The sequence below is a fragment of the Rickettsia endosymbiont of Hedychridium roseum genome, from assembly GCF_964028255.1.
GTDB classification, from domain to species: Bacteria; Pseudomonadota; Alphaproteobacteria; order Rickettsiales; family Rickettsiaceae; genus Rickettsia; species Rickettsia asembonensis.
In genome coordinates this window covers 599,159-612,754 of the sequence record NZ_OZ034753.1, presented here as the reverse complement: position 1 = coordinate 612,754, position 13,596 = coordinate 599,159, and the positions used below count along the sequence as shown (strand labels likewise).

The window sequence follows — 13,596 nt, the reverse complement described above, 5'->3', positions numbered from 1 at the left end:
TCCTCGCAATGACAAAGAATATTAGTTAACAAAAATTAAGAAATATAAACTATTTACTTTATAAATCAACCATTTTCTCTTAACTCCTTATTATACAACCTATAATATTCATCTTTATTCTTAAGTAATTGAGTGTGAGTACCCTGCTCACAAATCTCACCGTTTTTCATGACGATAATATTATCAAGGTTGGTAATACTACTTAAACGATGCGTAATGATTAAAGTGGTTTTTCCTTGGCGTAATTTCTTTAAAGATTCTAGAATTTTCTGTTCAGAAGCTTGGTCTAAGCTACTTGTTGCTTCATCCCAAATTAAAATAGGTACGTCTTTTAAGAAAGCTCTAGCAATAGATAAACGCTGACGCTGACCGCCTGAAAGAGTTGTCCCCTGCACTCCTATCTGCGTGTCGTAACCGTTCGGCAGATGCATAATAAACTCATGAGCATCTGCATATTTTGCTGCTTCAATTATTTCTTCTCTTGTAGCGTTTTCCTGACCGTATGCTATATTTTCGGCAACGCTTGTATCAAATAAATGAGTATCTTGAGTAACTAAGGAAATCTGACCTCTAAGTGAAGTAAGCTTAATATCTTTAATATCATGATTATTAATTAAAATTCTTCCTTCATTTGGATCATAAAAACGCACTAATAAATTACTAAGGGACGTCTTACCGCTACCTGAACGCCCAACAAACGCAATCATTTTATGAAGCTCTAGCTTTAAATCTATATATTTTATAGCTATTTTACTCTCAAAACTTAAAGCCAGTTTTTCAAAAGTAATTTGTGGATTATATAAATCTACTTCTTTAGCATCTTCATGATCTTTAATAATAGGTTCGGTATCCAAAATACTAAATACCCTCTTAGCTGCGGCTATTCCTTCTTGTAAATTAATATTTAACGATACCAAACTTTTAAATGGTCTATAAGCTGCAGCAAAAGCAGCTAAAAAAGCAAATAATGCACCGGGTGTTGTTTTACCATCAAGAACTAGATTACCTCCGTACCAAACCATCCCTCCGACTGCAAGACCGCTTAAACCCTCCATAATCGGTGAAACCATAGCATCTAGCTTAGATGTTTTTTTGTAGAACTCTAAAATATTATTAATAATCAACGACGCTCTATTACTTTCTATTTTTTCGCCTACAAAAGATTTAATAATCTTAATTGACTGAAATGTTTCATCAAGCCTAGAAGTATAATGCCCAAGCTCCTCTTGGGATTGTGAAAATATTTTTCTTATCTTTCTACCCATCCTTTGCACCGGATAAACAGCCAAAGGGAACACAAGAAAAACTACGCAAGATAATAGCGGTTCTAAATGAAACATAGTTATTATTAAACATACTACAGTTAGGAAATGTTTAGCACATCCGACAAGTAAATTAGAAACAGCCCCACGCATCAAAGAAATATCATTAGTAAAACGAGATATTAGACGTCCTGAAGATTGATTTTGAATAAAAGAAATATCGGCAAGTAACAAATGCTCATACATTTTTATCTGCAAATCATTTAGTACCCTCTGCCCAACAAATTTTATTAGATAATTCTGATAATACTCTGAAATTCCTTTTATAAAAAAAGTTACAGTAAGCACTATAGGCATTATTATAAGCATTTTCTTATCATGCGTTAAAAAAATCTTATCAATAATAGGTCTAACCGCATGTACAATCACTGCCGTACAAAGTGCTGCAATAACCATGCAAAATATCGAAAAATATATTTTATTTGCGTAAGGTTTAACATGATCTTTTATCAGCCTTTTTATAACATCTGCGGCTGTATAACTATCATTTAAATTATTATTACTCATTCTCGTTAAAAATATTAAATTGATGATGTGATTGATTAGGTATCGGCATTTTCAAATGCTCAAAAGCGGCAATCGTGATTACCCTACCTCTAGGAGTTCTTTGTAGTAAACCTATCTGTATAAGATAAGGCTCTATGGTTTCTTCAAGTGCGTCACGCTGTTCGGATAAGGCAGCAGCAATCGTTTCAATTCCAACGGGACCACCGTTATAATTATCCGCTATGAATTTCAAATAACGATAATCATTACTATCAAGTCCTATGCGATCAACTTCCAAACGATTTAACCCAAAATCAGAGATTTCTTTATCTACTCTTGATTTACCGTCAACTACTGCAAAATCTCTTATACGACGAAGCAATCTTAATGCAATTCTTGGCGTTCCTCTACTTCTTTTTGCTATCTCTTCCGAACCTGAATCGGTCAAATCAATATCAAATAATTTACTCGCTCTATTTAGAACTTTCTTCAATTCTTCAGTATTATAAAAATTAAGCCGCATAGGAATACCGAACCTATCACGCAAAGGATTACTAAGCAGCCCAAGGCGTGTAGTAGCCCCGATTAAGGTAAATTTCGGCAAGGTTATTTTCACTGACCTTGCCGCAGGTCCTTCACCGATAACTATATCAAGCTCAAAATCCTCCATAGCAGGATATAAAACCTCTTCAACTGCAGTATTTAAACGGTGGATTTCATCAATAAATAATACGTCGTTCTTTTCAAGATTGGTAAGAATAGCAGCAAGATCAGCTGCCTTAAGTATAGCAGGACCGGAGGTGGATTTGAAATTACCGCCGATTTCATTAGAGATAATCTTAGCAAGCGTAGTCTTACCAAGACCGGGCGGACCGTAAAATAAAGTATGGTCAAGATGCTCATTCCGAGATTTTGCAGCTTTAATAAATACAGAGAGATTTTCTTTAATCTGCTGTTGACCGACAAATTCTTGCAAATATGACGGTCTTATCGGCAATTCTTGATCATTTTCAATTTTTTCAGGCGATAATATATTAGTCATTATTTTAAATCGAATATAATGACTAATAATAGCTAAAAAATAGTTTTATGCTATAAATTATTTTAAGATTCTATATCACTTGATTTATTTATTATATTAGATAAATCCCCAATACAAGATGCGATGTAACTAGTTATATCAGTAGGCACAAATAAACCATCAGCATATACTTCTTTTGCAATTCCCACCATCTCAAAAAAATGCTCATTAATATGTTTATCTGCGTTTTCTAGAATAAAGTTTGCACCAGTTACTTTTAACTTTTCTAACTCTTCTATAACACTATCTTTATTTAACTTTTGATATAATTTTAAGTAACTATGAATTGTACCCTTATACAAATCGTTAGGCGTTTCAGACCAATCTTTTAAAACTTGTGCTACTTCTTCTAGAATACTCTGATTTTTATCAGTTCTCTCATAAACTTTACTTATCCATTCTTTTTTTCTTTTTTCTCTTGCGGTGACATATCATTTGGACCCGTAACCGAACAATTAATAAGAGATTTATTACTTTTTATAGAAGTTAATAATTTTTCTTTTGATTTATCACTTATTTCTCTATCTAAAGAAAATCCAAGTTCATTAATTTTGCTATGTTTTATTACTTCACAAAAAATATCTATATCGCTTAGTAATATCTAATGTAGCCGGTTTTTTTGCTAGTTCCCCAAGTAATTCATTAGCATTTATACCCGTTAAAAATGTTTTAAATTTTAATGATATTTTTTTTTGAATATGTATTATATATCAAAATTAAACAAAAGTAAAGAGAATGTTAATAAATTAATATTTAATTTAGAGACTGGCATTTCGATTTTTTAGAACTGTTTTGATTAATTCATCAATAGAGATTTCGGGATTTTGGGTAATGATACCTTGAACGGTGTTTTTAAATTGCTAAATTGCACCAATTATGGTACATTATCACAATGCTTAATATATCAAAAACTTTTACTGTAAAATTTTATCAATCTATAACCAAAAAAGTATAGTACAGGACAGTTTTTTGAAAAGCCCTTGATGTCATCCCTGCGAAAGCAGGGATGCAGGCTAAAAAATCTTGATTTTAAAGATTTTTTTAAGTAAAGCTTTGAAGTACTGGATTCCTGCTTTTAGCTAGGAATGACATCAAATAAAAATTGTCCGATACTATAACAAAAAAGAGGTAGAACTATGAATAAAATTAATCCAAAACATTTAGGTTCTAATTTTGATGATTTTCTTGATAAAATTGGAATATTAGAAGAAGTGACAGTAATAGCTCACAAATGGAACAAAAACATATAACAAAGTCAGAAATGGCAGAAAAAATGGAAACAAGTAGATCAGCTGTAGATAGGCTCTTAAACCCTAATAATCCTAATGTCATCCTTGATACTTTAGACCGTGCTGCCATAGCTCTAGGTATGAAATTAAATATTTCCTTAAACTAATTTTAGTCTATATTTCTAAAAATTAGAATTTCGATTTTTCAGGGCTGTTTTGATTAACTCATCAATAGAAATTTCGGGGTTTTGGATAATGATGCCTTGAACGGCGTTTTGAGCTTCAAATCTAGAAAAGCCTAGATTTACTAGAGCTTTTATTACTTCATTACTTGCAACGGGCGTAATATTCTTGATATTCAAGCTATCTTTAATAATAGCTGAACCGCTGGATATTTTCGCTACTTTACCTTTCAGCTCTAACACTATACGCTCAGCAAGTTTAGCCCCTACTCCCGATATTGCTTTAAATATATTTTTATCTTCATTATTTATAGCAATTTGAATATCTGAAGGTGTAAGGCTTGATAAGATAGATAAAGCCATTCTTGTACCGATACCGTTTACTGATTGTAACAAATTAAAAAAATTTTTCTCTTCTAGAGTCAGAAAACCGTAAAGATGAATATGCTCCTCTCTAACATGGGTTTCGATAAATAGTTTATAAAACTCACCTTCAGCAAGTTTACCTAAAGTTTTACCTGAAGCATAAACAAGATACCCTACCCCATTTACGTCAATTATAATGTAATCATCGCCTTGGGAATCAATCTTACCGCTTAATTTACCGATCATATAATTTATTTCTTCTTTTTCTTACTTCTACTATATATTAAAATTAGTGCCGGTAAAGCGGTAATAATTGCTGCTAAAATGTAATGAATAACAAGCGGTCTATTCATCATATGACACTGCCCATCATTAGGAATAGTTTGAGCCAAAACCATATAAGCAACTATTATCGTTACTACTATATATAGACCGGTAAAAAACAAATATTTTATAAAATTTTTCATGTTAATTTCCTGTAAATCAACTGTGTCATACACTCATTTCTCTTACAGTATATTTTGTTAGAAAATGTTTTTTAATAACTTATACACTTCAGAATCGTTACGTTTTCCAACTAATATCACGTAAATTGTAGTTTCATTAAAACGTTATTCTATATTCTCCAATAGACCTCTTGCATAACGTAGTTAATACAAAAGAATTTGAAGGAAACACGAAGCACAGAACCGCAGCGTACACTATAGTACGTGAGGATTCGAGCATCGGATTGACGTACAAATTACCTTTAGAAACAAGTTATGCAAGAGGTCTAATATCACATCTATAGAAATCATGGTAGCCTACTAATAATTTACTATCATTGGGGTACCGGATTATTTATTAAAGAGAGAATCTTATTTTTAATTTGACGCTGATGCTTTTCGGGATAACGTTCTAATATTTTTATTACCCTTTTTTCTAAAATTATTTCTTTCATTAGCCTTTAAGAAATTTTTCTGATTCTTTTGCTGATAACCATTCCGGCTGTTTTGTAATATTTGTTGCTGCCTTCCCCCAATAATCATCTTCAAGTTTAGTAAAATATTCATAGTCTACTAAAACAACGGTAGGCCTACCTTGCTTATTAATGACTATTGGCTCTCATAGTGCTTGATCAATGATTTTTCCAGGATTTCTATTTAACTCAGTTGCAGATATATTCATATATTTTACGTATTATATTTAATATACCTATAATACTATCTCAAAGGAGTTTATAAGTCAATGAGCGGAGCGTATATTAAACGTTCAGCATCATTGAGCTTATAAAACGACATAACCAATTTTTAAAGTTCTATCTTAGTATACCTATAATAACTCTGATTCTTGTTGCCTTTACTCTCTAGTATCCCCTGCTCTAAACCATATAACAAATCTCTACTAGCCGTTGCCGTAGAAATATTTTTATGTATATTAGTATAATCTTTTCTAGAAAACCATTTATCTATTAAATTAACCTTAGCAAATTCAATTCTAGCTAAAGGCGTACTTGCTTCATATGTTATATTATTACTATATAATCTTAATGCTGCAACTATTTTATCAAGCATAAACTCGATAAATAACGTCGATTCACCAAGCTTATCACACTTACTTAAAACACTATAATATTCACTTTGATTATTCCTTATCAAACTTTCAACGGAAATATATTCAAAAATTTCATTAGTTTGCATTAGTAATAATTGTTGCCATAATCTACCGATTCGCCCATTACCGTCAGAAAAAGGATGGATAAATTCAAACTCATAATGAAATATACAAGCCTTAATTATTCCGGAAATGTTCTTATCTTGTGAATGTTCTTATCTTGTGAATGTTCTTATCTTGTGAATGTTCTTATCTTGTGTTATAAACTCAAATAAATCCTGCATTAATAAAGAAACGCGACTTGCCAGAGGTGCAAAATGTACAGCATAATTTAGAAAGCTTGATACAAGCGAATTTTGCATGACTCGCCTGTGCTCACGTATTTTTATACGCTGTGCAGGCTCGCATTTAAATTCATCTTGTCTGAAGCTTTCTAAATTATGCTGTATAATCCTGTGCCTTTAAATATAGCGGCATTACCTTTACGCCACTCCCCATTATCTTCTACTAATCCTTGCATTAATATCTCATGTGCTTTTAGCAATGATTCAACTTTAAAAGGATTAAATATAGTCAGATCATTATATAATTTTATAGCATTTTTTACTTCTAAAATATCCTTTTCCGGTGCAAGTACCCTTTTTCCGTCTATTAAATCTGTTATCTGTTTTATACTTAAATTATTTCCTTCAATTGCTAAAGAAGAGTGGATAGTTTTAATTTGATTATTTTTGCGAAGTTTTATAGGCTGAGAATAAATCTTGCTACCGGCTAAAACACCAAGCTCATAAGAAATATCTTGTGATAGCTCCAAGATTTTATTAGTTATTTGAAAATGCGGTCTGTTACTCATTATATGATAGTATCATATGATACTATCATTGTCTACGAAGAAATTTTTTTTATGTATTCCTGTAAGATATTGTTACATGTATCTAAAAATACCCTGGGTATCATCTCATGGCTTGACCGGTGTTGCTGCATGGCTCGTTTATGTCATTCCCGCGAAAGCGGGAATCCAGTAAAACCTATAAAAAACTTGTTTTTTTAGGTTTATTTTGTCAGTATTAAGACTCTTTTTTTCTGGATTCTCGCCTACGCGGGAAGGCCTTGTTGCGTGGATCGGTAAAACCTACTGTGTCACCCCGTGGCTTGCTAACTAGCTCCATAAAAACAATAAAAAATACTAATATTTTAGTATTTTTAACTGGATACCGTGGACAAGCCACGGGAATGACAGAGGTGAAATTGATCCACGCAACAATGCCACGCGGGAATGACATCGAGTAGGTTTTTCGCTCTATGCAACAATGTCGAACAACTCACGGGATGACATTAGAAAACTACAAGATTCCTGCAATTAACGGAATAACATAATTGACTTTTTAAGATTTTCTATCTTAACGTCTTCTATCACCCCACTTTTACGGTTTTTTAGTTCAACAATATAATCTGCTGCTTTTTTAGGACCGATTATAATTTGATAAGGTGAACCGATAAGGTCGTGCGTTGCAAATTTACTGCCGGCACGTGCTTCGGTATCATCATATAGAACTTCTATGTTTTGAGCAGATAGCTCTTTATAAGCCTTTGCCGCAAGCTCTACGCATTTACTATCATGAATATTTAAATTAATTAAAGAAACTTTAAAAGGAGCAACGCTCAAAGGCCATATAATACCTTTCTCATCGCAATTTTCTTCTATAATAGCCGCTACTAATCTTGAAATACCTATGCCGTAAGAACTCATTTCTACGGAAGTTAGTTTACCGTGTTCGTCATTAATAAGAGCATTCATATTAACCGAATATTTTGAGCCGATATAAAAAATATGCCCGACTTCTATTCCTTTACTGCTAGTTATTTCTTGTTCGGATATAGGCAATTTATTCACGTCATGCTTTTCTTCGGCTGCTGCGTACCAGCTTTTAATTTCCTCTACATCAATATTAGGATTATCTTTTAAAATCTTAAATCTTTTATCGTAATAAATAGTGCTTTCACCGGTTTCGGCGATAATATGAAACTCATGGCTTAAATTACCGCCTATCGGACTGTTATCGGCAATAACAGGAATAGCAAAAACACCTAAATCCCGAAAAGTATTTATATAAGCCTGATACATCTGATTATAGGTCTTAACGGCATTTTCTTCGTTTATATCAAAAGAATAAGCATCTTTCATAAGAAACTCCCGACCTCTCATAACACCGAAACGGGGTCTAATCTCATCACGAAACTTCCATTGGATATGATAAAGATTTTTCGGCAAATCCTTATATGACTTAATATTATGACGGAAAATATCCGTAATCATATCTTCGTTAGTAGGACCAAATAGTAAAATATTATCGTGACGATCTTGAAATTTTAGCATTTCCTTACCGTAATTATCAAAACGTCCCGATTCCATCCATAAATGTGCGGGTTGAATGCAAGGCATTAGAACTTCCAAAGCTCCCGCTTTATTCATGTTTGAGCGTACTATATTCTCGATATTCTTCAGTACTTTTAAACCAAGCGGAAGCCATGTATAAATACCTGCTGCTTGTTGCCTAATCATTCCGCTTCTAAGCATTAATTTATGGGAAGTTACCTGAGCTTCACTCGGCTCTTCTTTTAAAACAGGTAAAAAATATTTTGATAATAACATAGAATTTTTTTAGTTTAATATATAAGCTACTCCTACGTCATCCCGTGGCTTGACCACGGGATCCAGTCTTTTTAAATTTTTTTCTGGATACCGCGATCAAGTCGCGGTATGACACCGATAACGGATAAAATGACATTATAACATATCACCTTTTAGCAGTAAGGTTTAAAAACTCATGGCGATATTTCTGCTGCTCGGCAAATATACCCGTATAATGCATAGTGTTCATTACGCTATTATCTTGCATCACTCCACGCATCGACATACAACTATGCAGGGCAGAAATCTTAACTGCAACGCCAAGCGGCTTTAAATTCTCCTGTACGCTTTCTGCTATTTGTACCGTCATTTTTTCTTGAATTTGTAATCTTCTAGCAAAAATATTTACTATTCGTGCTAGCTTACTTATACCGATAATACAATTATCGGGAATATAAGCTATATGTACCATACCGTTAAAAGGTAACATATGGTGTTCGCAAAAAGAGGTAAATTTTATACCTTCCAGCGAGATAAAGTCCTGAAAATTACAAGTATCGTAAAATTTAGTACTTAATATTTCAGCTATATCTTTTTCATAACCGGAAAATATCTCTTCATAGCTATTAATTACTCTCTCGGGAGTTTTAAGTAACCCTTCTCTATTTGGATCTTCACCAATGAATTTTAGTAATGTTCTTACCGCTTCTTTAGCTTCTTCTCTAGTTGGTTTACTCATGTTCTAGTTTTATACTTTTTAAAAACATTGTTTTACCACAAATATAAACAAACATCAAGCCGCCTACTATAGCAATAAGCCCTCCCCCGCCCATCATACCCATTAATAGCTTAGCTGACATTGGCATTACGCTGTTTGGATCTTTCCGCATAACCCCGTAACCACCGGCGAATGCTAGCCCGAGTATGTGCAGAATCTGCCCGAATGTTAGGAGGTAGATTACAAATGTCATCCCGTGGCTTGACCACGGGATCCAGCTTTTTTTTGTTTTTTTTTGGATCCCGTGGTCAAGCCACGGGATGACATTGTTATTTTTAGACACTATGATACCCAAATAACTATAACCCATACAAGCAATACTAATCCCCACTATAGACCCGTGATAATGAGCGGGGATTACTACATTTATACTTGTTATATTCATTGCTATAAGTCCGCCAAGTAGAAATAAAGTAATGGAGCAAAGTAAGATTGTTTTGATGATATTGCCATCCGCCCTCAATGTCATTCCTGCGGAAGCAGGAATCCATTCTTTTTTTTCTAGATTCCCGCTTTCGCGGGAATGACATAAAGGCACGTAGCAATAACCCAAGAACTCAAACCCCATACCTATCAAACATAAAACAGGAGCAATACCGCCTAGATATTTCATATGGTTTGTATAAAACTCTTTAAAACTACCATCAATAATATCATAAAATATATGACCGCAAACTATAAGAATGCCGAAAACAAAATTCAAATAAAGTAAGAACAGATAGAATTTTTGAAATCTTAATTCTCTACCTATTAGCTTCTGAAATAAGCCAACCCAAATAAATATTAATATTTGAGTATATATAAACTGCAGTAAATGACCTCCGCTCCAAAAAAGTAATTCATAATAGAATTCTATCTCGATAGGAATAATTTGAATGATATTTTGTAAGCCGTTATAAGATAATCCAAAGCAAACGAAGCTTAAAATAAACATTATAATAGTCGATAATATTGTAAAATTAACTAGACTATTTAAGTTCACCCAATCGAAGAAATATAAAGCACTTATAGCGTATAACAGCAACGTAACGCCAAATAAGCTTAACCCCAAAATAAAGACAATATTTTCAAGCATCGGTATATAGTTATTCATCACTGGATTGTGTCCGGCTATTGGGGATACGGCTATAAGTATCGTACTTAGGAAAGCAAGTTTGCATAGTATGTCATTCCCGCGAAAGCGGGAATCCAGTATATTTTTTCTAGATTCCCGCTTTCGCGGGAATGACAAAAAGGGTTGCGAGAATGACATAGACCAAACACTAGCCGTAATAGACAACAACCAAATTAATACCGATAAATTAACATGAATAATTAAAGCAGATTTGAAAATATGCGGGTTTGGAAAAAAGCTCGATAATTGAGGAGTACGTAACACTACCAAAATAACCGAATATAAACCTGCAAACCCCAAAGATAAAATACCGAGTTTGAGCCACGAGATAGTTAAGCTATTATTTTGTGAGTGATTAGTAGAATTCATAACTACAGGTAAATATTAAATATAATCTACAAATAGCTTACGGTATCTAAATAAGCAATATTTTTTACAAAATCACTTTTCTAAAAGTTAAAGATATACGTCTATTACGTATTATTTTATTATCACTCTTTCTAGCTGCAATTCCGTGTTGCCACTTATATCTTGCTTCATTTTTAAAAACTAATAAACTTCTAGGCTTAAGTAAAATAGCATGTTTTGTTTTATCATTTGTTAATTCCATAATACAGCTCCCGCCTAAGCTTAGTGAACATATGGTATCTGAAAAGCAAGGTATACAATCTATATGGGAAGCGATACCTTGTCCTGACATATACTCATTTACAATTACTTGATTTGGAAGTTCATTAAAAATATTCTTTTTATAAAATTCATCAGCTACAATCTGTAACCATTTAGGTAAAAGCCCTAAATAATATGATTGTTCTATAGAACGGCTTTTATAATCATACTTATAGCCGTAATGCTGAACTCTACGTTTTAAATCAGTAATCCACGGGTTACTATCTATTAATTTTATGAGCTTATCCTCTTGTTCTACTGTTATATATTCTTCAATATATTTTAGTCCCGGAATAATTATTTTGTTATCAAAAAGACTAAGCTGATTCATAATTTAAATTCCCAAGTAGCAAATTTAGAATAGTCCTCAATTGCACTTTCATCTTGATTAGTCATAGTGTGTATATACTATAAATACTTCATACTAAATACATCAATGGAATTCATATAGCTCACAGTATTTAAATAAGCAATATTTTTTATTTGATTTGGAAATTAACGTAAGCTATTAATAAGTCAATAGATAGAACTTCGTATATCGACTTTTCATTTATTCGGAGCTACTTAATATATGACTAACCACCCACGCATCGGTATCGGTATTTTAATCTTTAATAATAGAAATGAAATTTTATTAGGTAAACGTATTAGTTCTCACGGTGAATCTAGTTATGGTCCTGCCGGTGGACATTTAGAATTTGGAGAAACATTTGAAGAATGTGCTATCCGTGAAGTTTTAGAAGAAACAAATCTAATTATTGAAAACCCACAATTTATAGCGGTGACTAATGATGTCTTTGAAAAAGAGCATGAATTACAGAACCTTGAGCCTCATAAGGTAGAGAGATGGCAGTGGTTTGCTCTTGATAATCTACCTTCTAGCCTCTTCCTACCCTTAAAAAGACTCATTGAAAAAAAATGTTATTTATATAAAGAAATTATTGATTAATCTAATATTTCTTATTCTTCTTTAAATATGTAATGTAGATCTTAGTGGATTGAATGGTGGGTTTGAGAAGACTTGAACTTCCGACCTCACGCTTATCAGGCGTGTGCTCTAACCAGCTGAGCTACAAACCCACAAATAGAGATGTGGTGAGCTCGCCGGGATTCGAACCCGGGACCCTTTGATTAAAAGTCAAATGCTCTACCGACTGAGCTACGAGCTCTTAAATATATTGTAATTAGCAATATGAAGATCAATTTCAAAAAGAGCAAGAAGTCTATAAATCGAGGAACACAGCGTATACTTAATACGTGAGTACCGCAGATTTTATAAGACGACGTAGCCAATTTTTGAAATTCATCGAATATTGAATATATTCAAAAATTATGTTTTACTTTATCGCCGAAAAAGGCTAATCTGTCAACAATTATTTTTTAATTTAATATATAGGAAGTTTATGCAGCATCAGGATGTGGCTATAATTATCCCCTCAAGGCTAAGTTCAACTAGGCTTAAACAAAAACCGCTGCAGCTTATCGGCTCTATAACTTTAATCGAGCGGGTATTCAAACAAGTAAATCAGGCTAACCTTGAGCATACATATGTTGCGACCGACTCGGAAGAGATAGCAAATATTATTAAAAAAGTCGGAGGAAAAGTAATATTCACGGATAGTGCTATCCCAACCGGTACTGATCGTACTTATGAAGCCTTTAAATTAATTCCAAATAATCAAAACATTAATTACATAGTTAATGTACAGGGAGATATGCCTTTCATTGAACCTAGCTCTATTTTGAAAATTATAGAATATTTAAAAAACAGCGAGTACGATATTGTTACACCGGTAGTAAAGGTAGATAGGGAATCAGTAGAAGCTAGTAGTAATGTTACCGTAGCGGTTGACTCGGCGGGGAAAGCATTGTATTTTTCGCGTAGTCTTATTCCAAACGGTGCAGAAGAATTTTTATATCATGTAGGCATGTATGGTTTTCGTAAAAACGCTTTAGAAAAATTTGTATCTCTTAAGCCGACTTTTTTAGAAAAAACAGAACGTTTAGAACAATTACGTGTCCTTGAAAACGGTATGACTATAGGTACATGTTTAGTTGAGAATGTTCCTATTTCCGTAGATACGGAAGAAGACTTAAAAAAAGCAGTAAAATTTTACGAAAATATTAGTACACTAGGTTTATAA

Annotated in this window: 12 protein-coding genes, 2 tRNA genes and 8 pseudogenes; 5 read left to right on the top strand and 17 right to left on the bottom strand. The window is 33.0% G+C overall.

Features of this window, described 5'->3' with window-relative positions; translation table 11 throughout:
* Nucleotides 1-65 precede the first annotated feature (65 nt).
* From AC5587_RS03555 to AC5587_RS03540, 4 genes and pseudogenes are all read right to left on the bottom strand, one after another.
* Nucleotides 66-1,829 carry an ABC transporter ATP-binding protein gene (locus AC5587_RS03555; protein ID WP_499162875.1) on the bottom strand — a complete coding sequence of 588 codons (1,764 nt, stop codon included), beginning with the start codon at nt 1,827-1,829 and terminating at the stop codon, nt 66-68.
* Entirely contained in the window at nt 1,822-2,850 is a 1,029-nt protein-coding gene (gene ruvB, locus AC5587_RS03550; protein WP_499162874.1) for a Holliday junction branch migration DNA helicase RuvB, read from the bottom strand. Before ruvB ends, AC5587_RS03555 begins: the two co-directional genes overlap by 8 nt.
* 62 nt (nt 2,851-2,912) lie before the next feature.
* Entirely contained in the window at nt 2,913-3,191 is a 279-nt protein-coding gene (locus AC5587_RS03545) for a hypothetical protein (RefSeq protein ID WP_499162873.1), read from the bottom strand.
* A 456-nt stretch (nt 3,192-3,647) separates the two neighbouring features.
* A pseudogene (locus AC5587_RS03540) lies at nt 3,648-3,743 on the bottom strand (Holliday junction branch migration protein RuvA); the annotation flags it as partial.
* A 377-nt stretch (nt 3,744-4,120) separates the two neighbouring features.
* Between AC5587_RS03540 and AC5587_RS03535 the strand changes: the two are divergent.
* A complete protein-coding gene (locus AC5587_RS03535; RefSeq protein ID WP_499162872.1) occupies nt 4,121-4,285 on the top strand; it encodes a helix-turn-helix domain-containing protein in 165 nt (54 codons plus the stop codon).
* A gap of 15 nt (nt 4,286-4,300) precedes the next feature.
* Here AC5587_RS03535 and ruvA read toward each other — a convergent pair whose 3' ends face one another.
* Nucleotides 4,301-4,912, bottom strand: a complete 612-nt coding sequence (gene ruvA / locus AC5587_RS03530) for a Holliday junction branch migration protein RuvA (protein WP_499162871.1) — start codon at nt 4,910-4,912, stop codon at nt 4,301-4,303.
* Nucleotides 4,913-4,917: 5 nt separating this feature from the next.
* Nucleotides 4,918-5,133, bottom strand: coding sequence for a Holliday junction ATP-dependent DNA helicase RuvA (locus AC5587_RS03525; protein ID WP_499162870.1), 216 nt, complete (start codon nt 5,131-5,133; stop codon nt 4,918-4,920).
* A 161-nt stretch (nt 5,134-5,294) separates the two neighbouring features.
* Between AC5587_RS03525 and AC5587_RS03520 the strand changes: the two are divergent.
* Nucleotides 5,295-5,435, top strand: a pseudogene (locus tag AC5587_RS03520) (palindromic element RPE1 domain-containing protein); the annotation flags it as partial.
* 51 nt (nt 5,436-5,486) lie between these two features.
* On the opposite strand, the gene AC5587_RS03515 reads toward AC5587_RS03520, so the two are convergent.
* The 5 genes and pseudogenes from AC5587_RS03515 to AC5587_RS03495 form a co-directional block, all read right to left on the bottom strand.
* Nucleotides 5,487-5,606 (bottom strand): type II toxin-antitoxin system RelE family toxin, encoded by a 120-nt coding sequence (locus AC5587_RS03515; RefSeq protein WP_499162869.1) that lies wholly within the window; start codon nt 5,604-5,606, stop codon nt 5,487-5,489.
* Nucleotides 5,606-5,758 (bottom strand): hypothetical protein, encoded by a 153-nt coding sequence (locus AC5587_RS03510; RefSeq protein ID WP_499162985.1) that lies wholly within the window; start codon nt 5,756-5,758, stop codon nt 5,606-5,608. Before AC5587_RS03510 ends, AC5587_RS03515 begins: the two co-directional genes overlap by 1 nt.
* Before the next feature lie 197 nt (nt 5,759-5,955).
* Nucleotides 5,956-6,579: pseudogene (locus AC5587_RS03505) on the bottom strand (Fic family protein); the annotation flags it as partial.
* Nucleotides 6,574-6,708: pseudogene (locus AC5587_RS03500) on the bottom strand (palindromic element RPE3 domain-containing protein); the annotation flags it as partial. The pseudogenes AC5587_RS03500 and AC5587_RS03505, both read right to left, overlap by 6 nt.
* Nucleotides 6,706-7,112 (bottom strand): annotated as a pseudogene (locus AC5587_RS03495) (Fic family protein); the annotation flags it as partial. The pseudogenes AC5587_RS03495 and AC5587_RS03500, both read right to left, overlap by 3 nt.
* 251 nt (nt 7,113-7,363) lie before the next feature.
* Between AC5587_RS03495 and AC5587_RS03490 the strand changes: the two are divergent.
* Nucleotides 7,364-7,531: pseudogene (locus AC5587_RS03490) on the top strand (tRNA lysidine(34) synthetase TilS); the annotation flags it as partial.
* Nucleotides 7,532-7,619: 88 nt separating this feature from the next.
* Here AC5587_RS03490 and proS read toward each other — a convergent pair.
* The 4 genes and pseudogenes from proS to AC5587_RS03470 form a co-directional block, all read right to left on the bottom strand.
* A complete protein-coding gene (gene proS / locus AC5587_RS03485) occupies nt 7,620-8,912 on the bottom strand; it encodes a proline--tRNA ligase (RefSeq protein WP_499162868.1) in 1,293 nt (430 codons plus the stop codon).
* Nucleotides 8,913-9,057: 145 nt separating this feature from the next.
* Nucleotides 9,058-9,630, bottom strand: a complete 573-nt coding sequence (gene folE / locus AC5587_RS03480) for a GTP cyclohydrolase I FolE (protein ID WP_410527399.1) — start codon at nt 9,628-9,630, stop codon at nt 9,058-9,060.
* Between the two features lie 324 nt (nt 9,631-9,954).
* Nucleotides 9,955-11,152, bottom strand: a pseudogene (locus AC5587_RS03475) (hypothetical protein); the annotation flags it as partial.
* Between the two features lie 64 nt (nt 11,153-11,216).
* Nucleotides 11,217-11,783, bottom strand: coding sequence for an alpha-ketoglutarate-dependent dioxygenase AlkB (locus AC5587_RS03470; protein WP_499162867.1), 567 nt, complete (start codon nt 11,781-11,783; stop codon nt 11,217-11,219).
* 240 nt (nt 11,784-12,023) lie between these two features.
* On the opposite strand from AC5587_RS03470, the pseudogene AC5587_RS03465 reads away from it, so the two are divergent.
* Nucleotides 12,024-12,302, top strand: a pseudogene (locus AC5587_RS03465) (nucleotide triphosphate diphosphatase NUDT15); the annotation flags it as partial.
* Nucleotides 12,303-12,455: 153 nt separating this feature from the next.
* Here the strand turns inward: AC5587_RS03465 and AC5587_RS03460 are convergent.
* Nucleotides 12,456-12,532 (bottom strand) — tRNA-Ile (locus tag AC5587_RS03460).
* A gap of 13 nt (nt 12,533-12,545) precedes the next feature.
* Nucleotides 12,546-12,621: transfer RNA gene (locus AC5587_RS03455), tRNA-Lys, on the bottom strand.
* 234 nt (nt 12,622-12,855) lie between these two features.
* On the opposite strand from AC5587_RS03455, the gene AC5587_RS03450 reads away from it, so the two are divergent.
* Nucleotides 12,856-13,596 (top strand): 3-deoxy-manno-octulosonate cytidylyltransferase, encoded by a 741-nt coding sequence (locus AC5587_RS03450; RefSeq protein ID WP_499162866.1) that lies wholly within the window; start codon nt 12,856-12,858, stop codon nt 13,594-13,596.

Bases quoted from the DNA above. Each gene is read 5' to 3' on its own strand.
- AC5587_RS03515 (WP_499162869.1), bottom strand. From the start codon at position 5,606: ATGAAAGAAATAATTTTAGAAAAAAGGGTAATAAAAATATTAGAACGT.
- AC5587_RS03535 (WP_499162872.1), top strand. From the start codon at position 4,121: ATGGAACAAAAACATATAACAAAGTCAGAAATGGCAGAAAAAATGGAA.
- AC5587_RS03450 (WP_499162866.1), top strand. From the start codon at position 12,856: ATGCAGCATCAGGATGTGGCTATAATTATCCCCTCAAGGCTAAGTTCA.
- AC5587_RS03555 (WP_499162875.1), bottom strand. From the start codon at position 1,829: ATGAGTAATAATAATTTAAATGATAGTTATACAGCCGCAGATGTTATA.
- folE (WP_410527399.1), bottom strand. From the start codon at position 9,630: ATGAGTAAACCAACTAGAGAAGAAGCTAAAGAAGCGGTAAGAACATTA.
- AC5587_RS03525 (WP_499162870.1), bottom strand. From the start codon at position 5,133: ATGAAAAATTTTATAAAATATTTGTTTTTTACCGGTCTATATATAGTA.
- ruvB (WP_499162874.1), bottom strand. From the start codon at position 2,850: ATGACTAATATATTATCGCCTGAAAAAATTGAAAATGATCAAGAATTG.
- ruvA (WP_499162871.1), bottom strand. From the start codon at position 4,912: ATGATCGGTAAATTAAGCGGTAAGATTGATTCCCAAGGCGATGATTAC.
- AC5587_RS03470 (WP_499162867.1), bottom strand. From the start codon at position 11,783: ATGAATCAGCTTAGTCTTTTTGATAACAAAATAATTATTCCGGGACTA.
- proS (WP_499162868.1), bottom strand. From the start codon at position 8,912: ATGTTATTATCAAAATATTTTTTACCTGTTTTAAAAGAAGAGCCGAGT.